This window comes from Cronobacter sp. HA18003 (genome assembly GCF_011605905.1).
Lineage (GTDB): Bacteria > Pseudomonadota > Gammaproteobacteria > Enterobacterales > Enterobacteriaceae > Cronobacter > Cronobacter sakazakii.
The window spans coordinates 54,320-70,479 of the sequence record NZ_JAANQO010000025.1 but is presented as its reverse complement, the minus strand read 5'-3'; the positions used below and the strand labels follow the sequence as shown (position 1 = coordinate 70,479).

The following is a 16,160-nucleotide window of genomic DNA, read 5'->3' as shown; positions in this document are numbered from 1 at the left end:
TGGATTGAGGCTGTATATCTGGCGGTCAACGGGTATACTGACCGCTTCCAAATAAACCCACTCGTATCGCGTGCGAAATCATATGCAAAAGTTTGATACCAGGACCTTTCAGGGCCTGATCCTGACCTTACAGGATTACTGGGCTCGTCAGGGCTGCACCATCGTTCAACCACTGGACATGGAAGTCGGCGCCGGCACCTCCCACCCGATGACCTGCCTGCGGGCGCTGGGCCCGGAGCCTATCGCGGCCGCTTATGTTCAGCCTTCCCGCCGCCCGACCGATGGCCGCTACGGCGAAAACCCCAACCGTTTACAGCACTACTACCAGTTCCAGGTGATCATCAAGCCGTCGCCGGACAATATTCAGGAGCTGTACCTGGGGTCGCTTAAAGAGCTGGGTATGGACCCGACCATTCATGATATTCGCTTCGTCGAAGACAACTGGGAAAACCCGACGCTCGGCGCCTGGGGCCTCGGCTGGGAAGTGTGGCTGAACGGCATGGAAGTGACGCAGTTCACTTACTTCCAGCAGGTCGGCGGCCTGGAGTGCAAACCGGTGACCGGTGAAATCACTTACGGCCTTGAGCGTCTCGCCATGTACATTCAGGGCGTGGACAGCGTTTATGACCTGGTCTGGAGCGATGGCCCGCTTGGCAAAACCACTTACGGCGATGTGTTCCATCAGAACGAAGTGGAGCAATCCACCTATAACTTCGAATACGCCGACGTGGATTTCCTGTTCACCTGCTTTGAGCAGTACGAAAAAGAAGCTCAACAGCTGCTGGCGCTGGAAAACCCGCTGCCGCTGCCTGCTTATGAACGTATTCTGAAAGCCGCCCACAGCTTCAACCTGCTGGACGCGCGCAAGGCTATCTCGGTGACCGAGCGCCAGCGCTACATTTTGCGTATCCGCACGCTGACCAAAGCCGTGGCCGAAGCCTACTACGCCTCCCGCGAGGCGCTGGGCTTCCCGATGTGCAACAGAAATAAATAAGAGGCTGCCATGTCTGAGAAAACTTTTCTGGTGGAGATTGGCACTGAAGAGCTGCCACCAAAAGCCCTGCGCAGCCTGGCGGAATCCTTCGCTGCGAACTTTACTGCTGAACTGGACGCGGCGGGCCTGGCCCACGGCGTCGTGAGCTGGTTTGCGGCGCCGCGTCGTCTGGCGCTGAAAGTGGCGAATCTGGCGGCGTCTCAGCCGGATCGCGAAGTCGAAAAACGTGGCCCGGCGGTCTCTGCGGCGTTTGACGCAGAGGGCAACCCGAGCAAAGCGGCGGAAGGCTGGGCGCGCGGCTGCGGCATTACTGTCGATCAGGCGGAGCGTCTGGTCACCGACAAAGGCGAGTGGCTGATGTATCGCGCCCATGTGAAAGGCGAAAGCGCGCAGGCGCTGCTGCCGAACATGGTGAGCACCGCGCTGTCTAAATTGCCGATTCCGAAACTGATGCGCTGGGGCGCGTCCGACGTGCAGTTCGTGCGCCCGGTTCACACCGTGACGCTGCTGCTGGACGATGAAGTGCTGCCGGCGACTATTCTTGGTATTCAGTCCGACCGCGTGATCCGTGGTCATCGCTTTATGGGCGAGCCGGAATTCACTATCGACCACGCCGATCAGTACCCGCAGATCCTGCTGGAGCGCGGCAAAGTCATCGCCGACTACAACGCGCGTAAAGCTAAAATTCAGCAGGACGCCGAAGCCGCAGCGGCGAAAATCGGCGGCAATGCCGATCTGAGCGACAGCCTGCTTGAAGAAGTCACCTCGCTGGTGGAATGGCCGGTGGTACTGACCGCGAAATTCGAAGAGAAATTCCTGGCGGTGCCGGCGGAAGCGCTGGTCTATACCATGAAAGGCGACCAGAAGTATTTCCCGGTGTACGGTACCGACGGCAAGCTGCTGCCGAACTTTATCTTTGTGGCGAATATCGAGTCCAAAGATCCGCGCCAGATTATCTCCGGTAACGAAAAAGTGGTGCGTCCGCGTCTGGCGGATGCGGAGTTCTTCTTCAACACCGACCGCAAAAAACGTCTGGAAGATCACCTGCCGCGTCTCGAAACCGTGCTGTTCCAGCAACAGCTCGGCACGCTGCGCGACAAAACCGACCGCATTCAGGCGCTCTCCGGCTGGATTGCGAGCCAGATCGGCGCGGATGTGAATCACGCGACGCGTGCGGGCCTGCTCTCTAAATGCGATTTGATGACCAACATGGTGTTTGAGTTTACCGACACCCAGGGCGTCATGGGCATGCACTACGCGCGTCATGATGGCGAGTCTGAAGACGTTGCGGTGGCGCTGAATGAGCAGTATATGCCGCGCTTTGCGGGCGATGCCCTGCCGTCAAGCCTGGTGGCGTGCGCCGTGGCGATTGCCGATAAAATGGATACGCTGGCCGGGATTTTCGGTATCGGTCAGCATCCGAAAGGCGATAAAGACCCGTTCGCGCTGCGCCGCGCTGCCCTTGGCGTACTGCGTATCATCGTTGAGAAAAACCTGCCGCTCGATCTGCAAACCCTGACGGAAGAAGCGGTGCGCCTGTACGGCAGCAAGCTGACCAACGCGAAAGTGGTGGATGATGTCGTGGACTTCATGCTGGGCCGCTTCCGCGCTTGGTATCAGGATGAAGGCTACAGCGTCGACACCATTCAGGCGGTGCTGGCGAATCGTCCGACCCGCCCGGCGGATTTCGATGCCCGCATGAAGGCGGTATCGCACTTCCGTACGCTCGATGAAGCCGTGGCGCTGGCCGCAGCGAACAAACGCGTTTCCAACATTCTCGCGAAAGCCACCGAGCCGCTGAACGATGAAGTTCATGCATCGGTGCTGAAAGAAGATCCGGAAATTCGTCTGGCGCTGCAGGTCGCTGTAATGCGCGACAAGCTGCAGCCGCTGTTCGCGGAAGGCCGCTACCAGGAAGCGCTGGTCGAACTGGCGCAGCTGCGTGAGCCGGTGGATGAGTTCTTCGAAAAAGTGATGGTTAACGCGGACGATGCGCAGGTGCGTATTAATCGTCTGACGCTGCTGTCAAAATTACGTGCACTGTTCCTGCAGGTGGCGGATATTTCCCTGCTGCAGTAACGTGTTCCGTTAATAATAAAAAGCCCGCCGCTGGCGGGTTTTTTTATAGCGATTTTCGCTACGTTGAATTCTTATTTTATTATCATAATACAAAAAAGCGAGGGGTTATTACGCGGTCACGTAATTATTAATAAGACGGTTGCGGATAATATAGCGCGCGGGTGCTCAGGCTGGCTGGCTTGGGCATGATGCAAAGGCTGGTCAGATGAATGCCCCCCTAAGTTAATTCCATTTAACCTCGGGGGAGGCTGCAATCAAGACCCAACAGCCTGATTGTAGCCTCTTCCCTATAAGGAGGCAATTATGCCAATAAAATCCCGATATGCTTTTTTAAGCATATTAGCGCTGTGTATTACGGTGCTGTGTTTCGCCTTAATAATGCGTGATCGCTTATGTGAATTCACTATTAAAGAGGGAAGCCGGGAAATACGGGCAATCCTTGCTTACGAACCAGGGAAGTAGCCTTTGGATGGGGGAGCAATCCCCCATCCACTGGTCAGGAGGGCGGGTTGGCCTGCGCGCACCCAAATGTATTCTGAAAAGCAACGCCCCCGCATTGGCGGGGGCGTTTTGTTTGCGAAAAAAAGTGTACTGGCTTGCGTTTCATTCCATGAGTTGTTTACTGAGCATGGGATTCGCCTGAATCAGGCGCATCAGCTTCAGTTCGGTGCTGGAGGGTTTCACACGGCGGGATTCCCACTCCTGAACCATGGCGACACTGACACCCATTACACGAGCCAAATCATCTGTTTTCAGGCCCGTTCTTTTGCGTAACAGTTCAAATTCTGTAAACACGTTAGGTTTCTGCGTCAGGGTAACCGTATCAGAGGCATCTTTCTTTAATACAATTTGTTCGAGGCTGCTGAGCAACTCAAACATAGGGTCTTTAGATTCCATTTTGGACTCCTAATCACACAGCGGGATCGTGAACGTCTAAGAAGCTTCTTAATCATAGTTCGGAAAAAACCAAACTGCGGGCAGGGTAGTATAAGATTTTGCGCTTGTTGACTGGCGAGCGCCGGTTGTGGCGGTTCGGCGGTGGAATATCTCGTCCTAATTGATTGATATTAGGATTAATCTTAAGAAAGTATAGTTTTGTAAAAGATCATGGCGCGATCCTTTATCCCCTGCGCGATCCCGCCATAAGCCCGGCGTTTTAGAACGCGCGCACCGCTCTTCTGACGCTCATATACAGGGTTCCAGTCATGCAATGGGAAAGCACTCATGGTGGTTTCTGAAAAGCACCGAATCACATTCAGGCAGCTTAAAAAGGCAGCGTAAAATACCCCCGGCGCTTGAGGCTTTTTGCCTCCGGCAATCAGCAAAGTTACCGCTATGGCGGATGGCAGAAAGAAGAAAGCCCCGAAGGTCAATTTTCATTAACCAACGAGGCTGTCTCCATACTGAACATATGCAGATTAGCCTCTTACCCGTCGCAAGACAAGGAAAAGAAGCTGATGAAACTACTGCGAAATGCGCTTATCTGGTGCGTATTAATCGTTTGTACCACGCTATTAATATTCACGCTCCTTATACGAAAATCGCTGTGCGAAATCCGTTATAAGGACAGATATCGGGAGGCCGCTGCGTTTCTGGCTTACGAATCCGGTAAGTAGCGTCTGGAGGGCGGGGGAAACCCCGCCTTTTCAGGCCAGGCGAGGCTATGGGGCGGTATGGCTGTGAGCGTCTTTATTAAGGGTCGTCAGCGCAGGCTGGCGGCCCTTTTTTACGCACGGCGCGCTGCCTTTCGCATAATCGCTTTTGCAGCGCAATAAAGGGTATCCTGCGCGGCGCGTCTGAACTATCCTTGTGGGCGTTGAAGCACACTGGCAGTGGTGTGCGCGTTGATGAGTGAAAGGAGCAAAAAAATGGCGACAGGTAAGTCCTGCTCTCGCTGGTTCGCGCCGCTGGCGGCGTTGTTAATGGTATTCAGCCTGAGCGGGTGTTTTGATAAAGAGGGCGACCAGCGCAAAGCGTTCGTCGATTTTCTGCAAAACACGGTAATGCGTAGCGGCGAACGTTTGCCGACGCTGACCGCCGATCAGAAAAAACAGTTCGGTCCGTTCGTTTCCGACTATGCCATCCTTTACAGCTACTCTCAGCAGGTGAACCAGGCGATGGACGCCGGCATCCGCCCGGTAGTGGATAGCGTAAATAGCATTCGCGTGCCGCAGGATTACATGACCCAGCGTGAAGCGCTGCGCCAGGCCAACGGTTCGCTGGGCGTAATGAGCCAGCAACTGCAGAATGCGAAAATGCAGGCGGACAGCTCTCACGCGTCGCTTAAGCAGGCAGACGATCTGAAGCCGGTATTTGATAAAGCTTATGAAAAAGTGGTAACCGGCCCGGCTAACGCGCTGCAGCCGCTGATCCCGGCCGCGCAGACGTTCACTCAGCAACTGGTGCAGGTCGGTGATTTCATCGCGCAGCAGGGCACGCAGGTGGGCTTTGCGGCTAACGGCATCCAGTTCCCGACGTCGCAGCAGGCGAGCCAGTATAACGCGCTGATAGGCCCGCTCGCCGCGCAACATCAGGCCTTCACCCAGGCTTACACGGCCGCGACCAACGCGATGCAGTGAAAAAAAACGGCTCTTATGAGCCGTTTTTTATTGTCACGCTAAACCACTTCTCCGGAGGTGGTTTTTACTTCACCGCCTTCGGATTCACGCAGTTCTGCGACACGTCGCCATTAAGCGCGTTGATAAGGTTATCGACCGCGCAGGCGGCCATGTTGTAGCGCGTCTCGTGAGTGGCGGAGCCGATATGCGGCAGCGCCACTACGTTCTTCATCGTCAGCAGTGGAGAGTCTTTCGAAAGCGGCTCCTGCTCGAACACATCCAGCCCGGCCGCGTGGATCTCACCGCTTTGCAGCGCGGCAATCAACGCGTTTTCATCCACCACCGGCCCGCGGCCTGCGTTGATGAAAATCGCCGATTTCTTCATTTTGCGGAACTGTTCTGCGCCAATCATGTGATGCGTCTCGTCGGTGAGCGGCAGAATGACGCACACGAAATCCGATTCGGCGAGCAGCGTATCCAGGTCACAGTAGCGCGCGTTAAAGCGCTCTTCCGCCTCGCTGTGATGGCGACGGGCGTTGTAGAGAATCGGCATGTTAAAGCCGAAATGCGCGCGCTGCGCCAGCGCGAGACCAATACGACCCATGCCGACGATGCCCAGCGTTTTGTGGTGAACGTCGCAGCCGAACCAGTCCGGGCCGATGCTGCCGGTCCATTCGCCCGCTTTAACCCGCTCCGCCACTTCGAGTGCGCGGCGCGCGGTCGTCAGCACCAGCGTCATCAGCGTATCGGCGACCGTTTCAGTCAGCACGGTAGGCGTGTGCATCAGCGCTATCTTTTTTGCGCTCAGCGCGTCCACGTCGAAATTGTCATACCCCACGGAAACCGTCGAGGCGGCGCGAAGCGCGGGCATTTTCTCAAGCAGCGCCGCGTCTACCTTTTCGCTCGAACCCAGCAGCCCCTGCGCCTCGCTAAATGCGCTGGCATGAGCCTCAATGGTCTCCGGGCTCAGATCTGGCACGCGGGTCACGTTGAAGTGGCTCTCCAGGCGGGCAAGCAAATCGTCAGGCAGGGATTTGTAGAGAATGACGGACGGCTTCATGCAGGTCTCCAGCTTTTGAACAAAACAGAAAGAATAGACAAGCGGACGGCATCACGCCGCCCGCAGCGTGTTACGCGTGGCGCGCGCCCACCGGCAGCTGTTGGCTGGTGGCCGGTTTGACTATCAAAGTGAGCCACACCGAGGCGAAAAGCGCCACCCCCATAAAAATGTATGAGGCAGACGGGTTGCCGGTTGCGCCGTTAAGATAGCCGACCACCCAGGAGCCGACGAACGAGCCGAGCGCGCCCATGCTGTTGATAAGCGCCATCGCGCCGCCGGCCACATTCTTCGGCAACATCTCCGGGATAATCGCAAAGAACGGGCCATACGGGGCATACATCGCGGCACCGGCAATCACCAGCAGGGTGTAAGACGCCCAGAAATGGTTCGCGCCGAGCGCCCAGGAGCCGATAAACGCCAGCCCGCCAATCAGCAGCAGCGGCCAGACGAACAGCTTGCGGTTCTGCATCTTATCGGAGGCCCAGGAGACGATAATCATGGCGATGGTCGCGGCGAGATAGGGCACCGCGGAGAGCCAGCCCACTTCCACCATGCCCATGTTTTCACTGCCGCTGCGGATGATCGACGGCAGCCACAGCACAAAGCCGTAAACGCCGATGCTCCATGCGAAATACTGCGCGCACAGCAGGATAACGTTACGTGAGCGGAAGGCTTCGCCGTAATTGCGCACCGCTTTAATGCCTTCCTGCTCTTTATTCAGTTGCGCCTGCAGCGCCGCTTTCTCGTCATCCGCCAGCCACTTCACCTGCGACGGTTTATCCTTCACCAGCGCCCACCAGCAGAACGCCCAGACAACCGCCGGGATGCCTTCGATAATGAACATTTCACGCCAGCCGAACGCCTGAATGAGATAGCCCGAAACCACCGACATCCACAGCACGGTGGCCGGGTTACCGAGGATCAGGAACGTGTTGGCGCGCGAACGCTCAGACTTCGTAAACCAGTTGCTGATGTAAATCAGCATGGCGGGCATGACGGCGGCTTCCACCACGCCAAGGATAAAGCGGATCGCCGCCAGCATCGGGATATTGCTGACCACCCCGGTCAGCGACGCGCAGCCGCCCCACAGAATCAGGCAGATGAAAATGAGTTTACGCACGCTGCGGCGCTCGGCGTAAATCGCGCCAGGGATCTGGAAAAAGAAATAGCCGAGAAAGAACAGGGCACCCAGCAGCGATGAAATGCCTTTGGTAATGCCGAGATCGTCATTAATACCAGCCGCCGAAGCGAAACTGAAGTTTGCGCGATCGAGGTACGCCAGGCTGTACGTGATAAACACGACCGGCATGATGTACCACCAGCGTTTTGGAGCGTTAGTCGGACTTTTCATCGTATTCCCTCTATGGTTGAGGTGGATGCGTCTCGTCGGTGTAGGGGACGACGGAAGCTGTTCATACTAGTGATGTTTGGGTGAGGCTTTCCTCATGCCCGCCCTCTCTCAAAGGAGAGAGGGAAATACGTTGTCTTGTGATGTGTCGCGTTAAAAAAACGTAGACTTATGACTCGCCGAGCTGCGCGCGAGTCGGCAGCCCTTCGCTGTCGCCCTGAACCTGGATGGCCAGCGCGCCGATTTTGTTACCGCGGGTCGCCGCCTCGCGCAGCGTTTTGCCTTCCAGTAGCGCGCTTATCACGCCCACCGCAAAGCCATCGCCCGCGCCTACCGTATCGACTACGTTTTCGACCTTCACCGCCGCCACCGTACCCTGTTCGCCGCTGGCGCTCTGATACCAGGCGCCGTCAGCGCCCGTTTTGATAACGACGGCTTTCACGCCGCGCGTCAGGTAGAAATCGGCAATCCCTTCCGGGCTGTGCTGGCCGGTCAGGATCTGGCCTTCTTTCAGACCTGGCAGCACCCAGTCCGCCATGCAGGCAAGCTGGTTCAGCTTCTCTGTCATCTCGGCCTCGCTTTTCCACAGCACCGGGCGCAGATTCGGATCGAAGGAGATCGTCTTGCCCTGGTTTTTCATGGCGCGCGCCGCGTGATCCAGTAGCTGATATGAGGTCGGGGAAAGCGCTGCTGCGACGCCGCTCAGGTGCAGGTGACGAGCGCTGTAAAACAGTGGGGCATTAAAATCTTCGCCGCTCAGATGGCTCGCGGCGGAGCCTTTGCGGAAATACTCCACGCTGGGATCGGTTCCATCGGTAACTTTCGATTTCAGCTGAAAACCGGTCGGGTAGCGGTCGTCGATCGTCACGCCGCGCGTGGCGATGCCCTCTTTTTCGAGCTGATTCAGGACGAAGCGGCCAAACGAATCGTTGCCGACGCGGCTCACCCAGCTCACCTGTAATCCGAGACGCGCGAGACCGGTGGCGACATTCAGCTCCGCCCCCGCGACGCGTTTAAAAAAGTGTTCTACCTGCGCCAGATCGCCGGGCTCGGTCGCGACAAACATCGCCATCGCTTCGCCGATGGTAATCACATCCAGTGGCTGTTCCATGTTCACTCCTCGCGCAGCAGGTTGACGTAATGGCGGGTGACGGCGGTCAGGTCGCGCCCTTCCAGCGGAAACTCAATGCCGCGCGGCGCGTCCGGCGGCAGCATATTCAGCAGCGTGCGCCAGCGCGGCCCGGCGTCATCCAGCGCGATGGCGCGATAGTGGTAGTGATGCGCGGTGGCGGCTTTGACATGGATATAGCTGACGCCTGCGCAAAGCGCGCGGGCGGCCTCTTCCGGCGCATCGTCCACCCACAGCCAGTTGGCCATGTCGAACGTCAGGCGGACGGGAAGATTGAGCGTTTTGCTCGCGGCGAGAAAGCGGCGCATCGGTTCCAGGCGACCGCATTCTGTCTGATCGTTTTCCACGACCAGCGCGACGTCGCTTGGCGCCAGAAGACCCGCCAGCGGCTCCGCCTGGTGCGGATGGCTGAAATGCCCAAGTGAGAGCTTGAGCCAGCGGGCGTTGAGTTCGTGAGCTTCTGCCAGCAGCGAAGGCAGGCGCGCGTTGATTTTACCGTCGTGTTCAAACAGCGGTTCGGGTGCTGAATAGCAGGCTTTCAGGTGATGAGAGGCGATCGCCTGCGCCAGCGCGGGCAGGGCGTCGATCTCCGCGGGATCGAGCAGTTCGCGGCGGATCTCCACGCCGTCAGCGCCTGCGCCTGCGATGATCGGCAGTACGGCCTGCTGGCCGCCGAGGGCTTTGATTTTGTCGTTACCGTAAGCCGCGGTGACGACGATAATTTCTCTCTCCATTAACTTCTCCGGAGTGATTACATCTGCATAACATAATTAATACGCTAGATGGAACCGGTTCCAAAGAGAAGTCCAGAATGGCGAATTTATGATCGGGGTCACGAACCGTCGCTCAGCGCGCCGTCGAGCCGCGCACGATAAGCTCGCCGGAGAAAACCTGCTCCCGCACCGCCTGCGCCTGGCCTTCGATGCGCCTGACGACTTGCTCCAGCGCGGCGTAGCCAATCTGCCAGGTCGGCTGTTTCAGCGTGGTGATCCCGACGCCCGCCAGCTCCGCCCACTCCAGCTCGTCAAAGCCGAGCAGGCCGATGTCGGCGCCCCAGTTCAGCCCGATACGCTTAAGCGAGCGCGCCACCTGGAGCGTCAGCGCGCCATTGGCGGAAATGACCGCTTTGCGCATTCCGCGAAAACGGGTGTGGAAGTGGCGCAGGGTGTTGTCGAGATAATCGGCCTCGTGCAACGGCGTTTCGGCATTTTCCGCGACGACGCCAGGGTAGCGGGCGGCGGTAGCGCGAAAAGCGGTCAGGCGTTCGCGGCGGGTGTTTACCGTCCCGAGCGGCTCGCTTAAGAACAACAGCGCCTCAAAGCCCTGTTCGATAAGATGTTCCGTGGCGGTGGTCGCCGCCTGGGTGTTGTCCAGCCCCACCACGTCGCAGGCGAAATCCGGGATTTTACGGTCGATCAATACCATCGGTAGTGCCGACTGTTGCAGCCGGTTCAGCCCCTCTTCGCGCATGCCGACCGCGTTCACCACGATGCCTTCCACCTGATAGCTACGCAGGAGATCCAGATAATGCAGCTCCTGATCGAGCTCGTTATTGGTGTTACAGACCAGCGGCGTAAAGCCTTTCTCCCGACAGGCCGCCTCAATGCCGCTTAATACATTGACCGAATAGGGGTTGGTGATATCGGCGATGATCAGGCCGATTAACCGTGTACGCCCGCGCTTCAGGCCGCGCGCCATCTGGTTAGGTCGGTAATCGAGCTGTGCGATGGCCTGCTCAATGCGCGCCAGCAAAGCGTCGGAAAGCAGATGTTTTTCGCCGTTCAGGTAGCGGGAAACGCTGGTTTTTCCGGTTTTCGCGGCGCGGGCGACGTCGCTAATGGTGGGGCGTGGCGCTTTGGTGGTCATGAGGCTTCCTTCTCAGGCTAAAACACCGGCGGGCAGGTGACTGTTTTTATTATTAGATTATTTCGGTGGCTGTCGTAAAGCAGGCGTTTGCGTGACGGGCATAACTGGCACCCGTGATTTTCCGTCTCTCAATGTGTGGCATTGTTATTTATTATGTTATAACGTATCAATTTATAATTAACACACAGGAGAGTGACAGAAATGAAAAAATTAGCCTTATTACTGGGAATGGGGCTTCTGCTGGCAAGCGCTCAAAGCGCGGCGCACGGGCATCACCACGGCAAGCCGTTGACGGAGGCAGAACGCCAGGCGAGCGAAGGGGTGTTCAACGATAAAGATGTCAAAGACCGCACGCTTAGCGACTGGGACGGCGTCTGGCAGTCGATTTATCCGTATCTTATGAGCGGCGATCTCGATCCGGTGCTGGCGAAAAAAGCGAAGGAAGGCGGTAAAACCGTCGAAGAGTATCGCGCGTATTACAAAAAAGGGTACGCCACGGATGTTGACATGATCGGCATTGAAAACAACGTGATGGAGTTTCACGTCGGGCAGACGGTGAACGCCTGCGCGTATAAATATAACGGCTATAAGATTTTGCAGTACGCCTCCGGCAAGAAAGGCGTGCGCTACCTCTTTGAATGCACCGACAGCGCGTCAAAAGCGCCGAAGTTTGTGCAGTTCAGCGATCACACCATCGCGCCGCGTAAATCCGCGCACTATCACATTTACATGGGAAACACGTCCCATGAGGCGCTGCTGAAAGAGATGGATAACTGGCCGACGTACTATCCGTACCAGTTAAGCAAAGCGCAGGTGGTGGATGAAATGCTGCACCACTAAGGTGTGAAGCAGCCTCATCGGGCTTTCCCGATGAGGCTGTCGCCCGTTACTGCAGCGGGCTTAAGGTGATTTCCACGCGACGGTTCTGCGCTTTACCTTCTTCGGTGCTGTTGCTCGCCACCGGGTTCGCCGGGCCCATGCCGCTGGTGCGGATGCGGTTAGCGGCAACGCCCTGAGTGATGAGCGCGCTGGCGACGCTTTCCGCGCGCTGCTGCGACAGCTTCATGTTCAGCGCCTGCCCGCCGGTGCTGTCGGTGTAGCCCACCACGTTCACCGCGGTTTTCGGGTACTCTTTCAGCACCATCGCCACGCCGGTCAGCGTATTCGCGCCCGCCGGTTTCAGATTCGCCTGGCTGCTGTCGAAGGTCACGTTGTTCGGCATATTCAGGATGATGTTATCGCCGCTGCGGGTGACGCTCACGCCGGTGCCCTGCATTTTCTGACGCAGTTTCGCTTCCTGCACGTCCATGTAGTAACCCACGCCGCCGCCGAGCGCTGCGCCCGCCGCCGCGCCAATCAGCGCGCCTTTGCCGCGATCTTTTTTCGACGAAGAAAGCACGCCGACGCCCGCGCCCACCAGCGAGCCAATGCCCGCGCCAATGCCGGATTTACCCGCTTCGCGTTCGCCGGTGTAAGGGTTTGTGGTGCAGCCTGAAAGGGCCAGTGCGCCGCTGACCATCGCGGCCACAAAAATGATGCGTTTTTTCATCGCATATCCTTATTCAATTTAATTCTGGTTCGCCTGGAGTGGCGGAGGTTGATTATGACGGGGGAATGTGATGAAAATTCCGGGAAGTGTTCTGATTTTTTATCCATAACGAATCGAGCGGCGACAAAGTAGCCATACTCACGCCGCCTCATCTGCAAACGCCAGTCAGGAGCCCGTTTTGGCTAACCCATCTGCTTTAAAACGCATCGTTACCGCCGCCCACTGGGGGCCAATGGTTGTCGAGACCGACGGTGAAACCGTGCTCTCTTCTCAGGGCGCGCTGCCGACGCGCCACCCGAATTCCCTGCAAACCGCCGTACCGGACCAGGTGCACAGCAAAGCGCGCGTGCGCTATCCGATGGCGCGTAAAGGGTTTCTCGCCTCGCCGGATAGCCCGCAGGGCGTGCGCGGGCAGGATGAGTTTGTGCGTATCAGCTGGGACGAGGCGCTGCGTCTGATTGACCAGCAGCACCGGCGCATTCGCGAAAGCTACGGCCCGTCGTCGATTTTCGCAGGCTCCTACGGCTGGCGCTCCAACGGCGTACTGCATAAAGCCGCCACGCTGCTGCAACGCTATATGAGCCTCGCGGGCGGCTACACCGGTCATCTGGGCGATTACTCCACGGGGGCCGCGCAGGTGATCATGCCGTATGTGGTCGGCGGCAACGAAGTTTATCAGCAGCAGACCAGCTGGCCGCTGGTGCTGGAGCACAGCGATGTCGTAGTGCTGTGGAGCGCCAACCCGCTCAACACGCTGAAAATTGCCTGGAACGCCTCTGACGAACAGGGCATCGGCTATTTCGAGAAGCTCAGAGAGAGCGGCAAAAAGCTTATCTGCATCAACCCGATGCGCCCGGAAACCGCCGATTTCTTCGGCGATCGCATGGAATGGATAGCCCCGCATATGGGCACCGACGTGGCGCTGATGCTCGGCATCGCCCATACGCTGGTGGAAAACGGCTGGCAGGATGACGATTTCCTTAACGCCTGTACGCACGGCTACGCGCAGTTTGCGGCCTACCTGACCGGCGAGCGCGACGGCACGCCGAAAGACGCCGACTGGGCGGCGGCGATTTGCGGCGTCGATGCCGCAACCATCCGCGAGCTGGCGCACCTGTTCAGCCAGAACCGCACCATGCTGATGGCGGGCTGGGGCATGCAGCGCCAGCAGTATGGCGAGCAGAAACACTGGATGCTGGTGACACTCGCGGCGATGCTCGGCCAGATTGGCCTGCCGGGCGGCGGCTTCGGGCTCTCTTATCACTTCGCCAACGGCGGCAACCCGACGCGACGCGCAGCCGTGCTGGCCTCGATGCAGGGCAGCGTGGAAGGCGGCGTTGACGCGGTCGATAAAATCCCGGTGGCGCGCATTGTCGAGGCGCTGGAAAACCCCGGCGGCGAATACCCGCACAACGGACAGCAGCGCATCTTCCCGGATATTCGTTTTATCTGGTGGGCGGGCGGCGCCAACTTCACGCATCATCAGGAGACGCACCGCCTGATTAAGGCGTGGCAAAAGCCGGAGCTGGTGGTGATTTCCGAATGTTTCTGGACGGCGGCGGCGAAGCACGCCGATATCGTGCTGCCGGTAACCACCTCGTTTGAGCGCAACGACATGACCATGACCGGCGACTACAGCAATCAGCATATGGTGCCGATGAAGCAGGTTGTGCCGCCGCAGTATGAAGCGCGTAACGATTTCGATATTTTCGCCGAACTGTCAGAGCGCTGGGAAACTGGCGGACGGGCGCGTTTCACCGAAGGCAAAAGCGAGCTGGAGTGGCTGGAAACCTTCTACAACATCGCCCGTGAGCGCGGCGCAGCGCAGCAGGTGACGCTGCCGGATTTCGCGGATTTCTGGGAGGCGAATCAGATAATCGAGATGCCGGAGAACCCGAAAAACGCTGAGTTTGTGCGTTTTGGCGCGTTTCGTGACGATCCGGCGGCCAACCCGCTCAGCACGCCGAGCGGAAAAATCGAGATCTACTCAGAGCGTATTGCCCGCTTCGGCTATGCCGACTGTCCGCCGCACCCGACCTGGCTTGAGCCAGACGAGTGGCACGGCAACGCGCAGCCGGACGAGCTGCAACTGCTCTCGTCGCACCCGGCGCACCGTCTGCACAGCCAGCTTAACTATTCATCGCTTCGCGAGCGCTATGCCGTGGCCGGGCGCGAGCCGGTGACGCTGCATCCGGACGATGCCCGCAAGCGCGGCATCGCCCACGGCGATCTGGTGCGGGTGTGGAACGCCCGTGGCCAGGTGCTGGCGGGTGCCGTGGTCACGGACGGCATTAAGCCTGGCGTGATTTGTCTGCATCAGGGCGCGTGGCCCGATTTTGACTGGAACCAGCAGGGGCTTTGTAAAAACGGCGCGGTGAACGTGCTGACGCGCGATATCCCGACCTCGCGGCTCGGCAACGGCTGCGCGGCGAACTCCTCGCTGGTGCGCGTCGAGAAATACCGCGGGCCCGCGCCGGACGTTACGGCGTTTGATCCGCCTGCCAGCGCATAATCCAGGTCGGGTGGCCGGTTTCTTCCTGCCACGCGCTCTCTTCAATACGAAATCCCCGGGCGTGATAGAAATTCACCGCCCGGGTGTTTTTCTGGTAGACCTCAAGATTCAGGGTATCGTACTGCGACTGCACATGCGTCAGCAGGGCGGTGCCGATGCCTGTTCCCTCGCAGTCAGGCGCCACAAACAGCGCGCCGATAAAATTTTCATGCATCACGCTGATAAACCCGCGAAGCGTACCGCCGTTTTCGTCCACCCACGTGCAGGCTCCGGGCAGATAGACGTCACGCACAACGGGCAGGCTGGCGCGCCAGTAATCAGGCTGAATGAACGGATGTCCGGCGGTGGTGCTCGCAAGCCACAGCGAAAGGATGGCGTCGCGGTCAGAAGGCCGCTGCGCGCGGATCATGGCCGGTTCTCCGGGTGGCAGCCGCAGCCGGCGAGATGATCGTTCACCAGCCCGCAGGCCTGCATGAAGGAGTAACAAATCGTCGGGCCGACAAACTTAAAGCCCCGTTTTTTCAGCGCTTTCGAGAGCGCCTGCGCCTCGGGCGTCGTCACCGGCACCTGCGCGAGCGTCTGCGGGGAGTTCACTTTCGGCGCGCCCCCGACGAATGACCAGACAAACGCTGAAAAATCTTCCCCCTGCGCCTGCATGGCGAGATACGCCCGGGCGTTGGCGATAATGGCGTCGATTTTACCGCGATGGCGAATAATACCCGGCTCCAGCACCAGCGCGTCGACGTCTTCCGGCCCCATCTGCGCCACCACGGCGGGCTCAAAACCATGAAAACAGCGGCGGTAGTGCTCGCGTTTTTTCAGCACGGTAATCCACGACAACCCCGCCTGCTGGCCTTCGAGACAGATCATCTCAAACAGCGTGTGGTTGTCTTTCTGAGGTTCTCCCCACTCTTCATCGTGGTAGGCGAGATAAAGTGGATCCTGAGTGACCCATCCGCAACGTTCCATCCTGCATTCCCCTCGTTTTAACAGGCACCCTGGCGATTTTCGAAAGCGGCTTGACGTGGCAAATAAAGAGACAATAGTTAATTCAGGGTTACTCGC

16 protein-coding genes and 1 pseudogene are annotated in these 16,160 nt (G+C 58.3%); 8 read left to right on the top strand and 9 right to left on the bottom strand.

What is annotated here, in order from left to right:
• Positions 1–82 precede the first annotated feature (82 nt).
• From glyQ to G6041_RS17890, 3 genes are all read left to right on the top strand, one after another.
• Positions 83–994, top strand: a complete 912-nt coding sequence (gene glyQ / locus G6041_RS17900) for a glycine--tRNA ligase subunit alpha (RefSeq protein WP_004387598.1) — start codon at positions 83–85, stop codon at positions 992–994.
• A 9-nt stretch (positions 995–1,003) separates the two neighbouring features.
• Positions 1,004–3,073 carry a glycine--tRNA ligase subunit beta gene (glyS, locus tag G6041_RS17895; protein WP_012126294.1) on the top strand — a complete coding sequence of 690 codons (2,070 nt, stop codon included), beginning with the start codon at positions 1,004–1,006 and terminating at the stop codon, positions 3,071–3,073.
• Between the two features lie 303 nt (positions 3,074–3,376).
• Positions 3,377–3,535 (top strand): Hok/Gef family protein, encoded by a 159-nt coding sequence (locus G6041_RS17890; protein ID WP_015387147.1) that lies wholly within the window; start codon positions 3,377–3,379, stop codon positions 3,533–3,535.
• A 141-nt stretch (positions 3,536–3,676) separates the two neighbouring features.
• Here G6041_RS17890 and G6041_RS17885 read toward each other — a convergent pair whose 3' ends face one another.
• Positions 3,677–3,970, bottom strand: coding sequence for an HTH-type transcriptional regulator (locus G6041_RS17885; RefSeq protein ID WP_004387600.1), 294 nt, complete (start codon positions 3,968–3,970; stop codon positions 3,677–3,679).
• Between the two features lie 313 nt (positions 3,971–4,283).
• Between G6041_RS17885 and G6041_RS21630 the strand changes: the two are divergent.
• The 3 genes and pseudogenes from G6041_RS21630 to G6041_RS17875 form a co-directional block, all read left to right on the top strand.
• Positions 4,284–4,574: pseudogene (locus tag G6041_RS21630) on the top strand (DUF5431 family protein); the annotation flags it as partial.
• Complete coding sequence (locus tag G6041_RS17880; RefSeq protein WP_041460659.1) at positions 4,531–4,689, top strand: type I toxin-antitoxin system Hok family toxin; 159 nt, start codon at positions 4,531–4,533, stop codon at positions 4,687–4,689. The pseudogene G6041_RS21630 and the gene G6041_RS17880, both read left to right, overlap by 44 nt.
• A 252-nt stretch (positions 4,690–4,941) precedes the next feature.
• On the top strand, positions 4,942–5,652 hold the full coding sequence (locus G6041_RS17875) for a DUF3053 domain-containing protein (RefSeq protein WP_004387604.1): 711 nt from the start codon (positions 4,942–4,944) through the stop codon (positions 5,650–5,652).
• A gap of 64 nt (positions 5,653–5,716) precedes the next feature.
• Here the strand turns inward: G6041_RS17875 and ghrB are convergent, their stop codons facing one another.
• The 5 genes from ghrB to G6041_RS17850 form a co-directional block, all read right to left on the bottom strand.
• Positions 5,717–6,691, bottom strand: coding sequence for a glyoxylate/hydroxypyruvate reductase GhrB (ghrB, locus tag G6041_RS17870; protein ID WP_004387605.1), 975 nt, complete (start codon positions 6,689–6,691; stop codon positions 5,717–5,719).
• Between the two features lie 70 nt (positions 6,692–6,761).
• Positions 6,762–8,042, bottom strand: coding sequence for an MFS transporter (locus G6041_RS17865; RefSeq protein WP_014727840.1), 1,281 nt, complete (start codon positions 8,040–8,042; stop codon positions 6,762–6,764).
• A gap of 166 nt (positions 8,043–8,208) precedes the next feature.
• Positions 8,209–9,150, bottom strand: coding sequence for a sugar kinase (locus G6041_RS17860; protein ID WP_012126299.1), 942 nt, complete (start codon positions 9,148–9,150; stop codon positions 8,209–8,211).
• 2 nt (positions 9,151–9,152) lie between these two features.
• Positions 9,153–9,902, bottom strand: coding sequence for a sugar phosphate isomerase/epimerase family protein (locus tag G6041_RS17855; RefSeq protein WP_012126300.1), 750 nt, complete (start codon positions 9,900–9,902; stop codon positions 9,153–9,155).
• Positions 9,903–10,014: 112 nt separating this feature from the next.
• On the bottom strand, positions 10,015–11,034 hold the full coding sequence (locus tag G6041_RS17850) for a LacI family DNA-binding transcriptional regulator (protein WP_004387608.1): 1,020 nt from the start codon (positions 11,032–11,034) through the stop codon (positions 10,015–10,017).
• Between the two features lie 201 nt (positions 11,035–11,235).
• Here G6041_RS17850 and zinT point away from each other — a divergent pair, with 201 nt between their 5' ends.
• Positions 11,236–11,874: a metal-binding protein ZinT gene (gene zinT / locus G6041_RS17845; protein WP_012126302.1), complete on the top strand. Its 639-nt coding sequence runs from the start codon at positions 11,236–11,238 to the stop codon at positions 11,872–11,874.
• A 46-nt stretch (positions 11,875–11,920) separates the two neighbouring features.
• Here zinT and G6041_RS17840 read toward each other — a convergent pair whose 3' ends face one another.
• Positions 11,921–12,583 carry an OmpA family lipoprotein gene (locus G6041_RS17840; RefSeq protein WP_004387610.1) on the bottom strand — a complete coding sequence of 221 codons (663 nt, stop codon included), beginning with the start codon at positions 12,581–12,583 and terminating at the stop codon, positions 11,921–11,923.
• Positions 12,584–12,761: 178 nt separating this feature from the next.
• Between G6041_RS17840 and G6041_RS17835 the strand changes: the two genes are divergently transcribed.
• Positions 12,762–15,095 (top strand): molybdopterin guanine dinucleotide-containing S/N-oxide reductase, encoded by a 2,334-nt coding sequence (locus G6041_RS17835; RefSeq protein ID WP_041460660.1) that lies wholly within the window; start codon positions 12,762–12,764, stop codon positions 15,093–15,095.
• On the opposite strand, the gene G6041_RS17830 is transcribed toward G6041_RS17835, so the two are convergent.
• Together G6041_RS17830 and G6041_RS17825 are read right to left on the bottom strand one after the other, a co-directional pair.
• Positions 15,064–15,504, bottom strand: coding sequence for an N-acetyltransferase (locus G6041_RS17830; RefSeq protein ID WP_007895598.1), 441 nt, complete (start codon positions 15,502–15,504; stop codon positions 15,064–15,066). The genes G6041_RS17835 and G6041_RS17830 overlap by 32 nt on opposite strands.
• Entirely contained in the window at positions 15,501–16,064 is a 564-nt protein-coding gene (locus G6041_RS17825; RefSeq protein ID WP_012126304.1) for a DNA-3-methyladenine glycosylase I, read from the bottom strand. The genes G6041_RS17830 and G6041_RS17825 overlap by 4 nt, the downstream gene beginning before the upstream one ends.
• Positions 16,065–16,160 lie beyond the last annotated feature (96 nt).

Excerpts from the sequence above, each read along its gene's own strand:
- glyQ (WP_004387598.1), top strand. The coding sequence starts at position 83 with ATGCAAAAGTTTGATACCAGGACCTTTCAGGGCCTGATCCTGACCTTA.
- G6041_RS17855 (WP_012126300.1), bottom strand. The coding sequence starts at position 9,902 with ATGGAGAGAGAAATTATCGTCGTCACCGCGGCTTACGGTAACGACAAA.
- glyS (WP_012126294.1), top strand. The coding sequence starts at position 1,004 with ATGTCTGAGAAAACTTTTCTGGTGGAGATTGGCACTGAAGAGCTGCCA.
- G6041_RS17860 (WP_012126299.1), bottom strand. The coding sequence starts at position 9,150 with ATGGAACAGCCACTGGATGTGATTACCATCGGCGAAGCGATGGCGATG.
- G6041_RS17865 (WP_014727840.1), bottom strand. The coding sequence starts at position 8,042 with ATGAAAAGTCCGACTAACGCTCCAAAACGCTGGTGGTACATCATGCCG.
- G6041_RS17875 (WP_004387604.1), top strand. The coding sequence starts at position 4,942 with ATGGCGACAGGTAAGTCCTGCTCTCGCTGGTTCGCGCCGCTGGCGGCG.
- zinT (WP_012126302.1), top strand. The coding sequence starts at position 11,236 with ATGAAAAAATTAGCCTTATTACTGGGAATGGGGCTTCTGCTGGCAAGC.
- G6041_RS17825 (WP_012126304.1), bottom strand. The coding sequence starts at position 16,064 with ATGGAACGTTGCGGATGGGTCACTCAGGATCCACTTTATCTCGCCTAC.
- G6041_RS17890 (WP_015387147.1), top strand. The coding sequence starts at position 3,377 with ATGCCAATAAAATCCCGATATGCTTTTTTAAGCATATTAGCGCTGTGT.
- G6041_RS17840 (WP_004387610.1), bottom strand. The coding sequence starts at position 12,583 with ATGAAAAAACGCATCATTTTTGTGGCCGCGATGGTCAGCGGCGCACTG.
- G6041_RS17885 (WP_004387600.1), bottom strand. The coding sequence starts at position 3,970 with ATGGAATCTAAAGACCCTATGTTTGAGTTGCTCAGCAGCCTCGAACAA.
- G6041_RS17880 (WP_041460659.1), top strand. The coding sequence starts at position 4,531 with ATGAAACTACTGCGAAATGCGCTTATCTGGTGCGTATTAATCGTTTGT.
- G6041_RS17850 (WP_004387608.1), bottom strand. The coding sequence starts at position 11,034 with ATGACCACCAAAGCGCCACGCCCCACCATTAGCGACGTCGCCCGCGCC.
- G6041_RS17830 (WP_007895598.1), bottom strand. The coding sequence starts at position 15,504 with ATGATCCGCGCGCAGCGGCCTTCTGACCGCGACGCCATCCTTTCGCTG.
- ghrB (WP_004387605.1), bottom strand. The coding sequence starts at position 6,691 with ATGAAGCCGTCCGTCATTCTCTACAAATCCCTGCCTGACGATTTGCTT.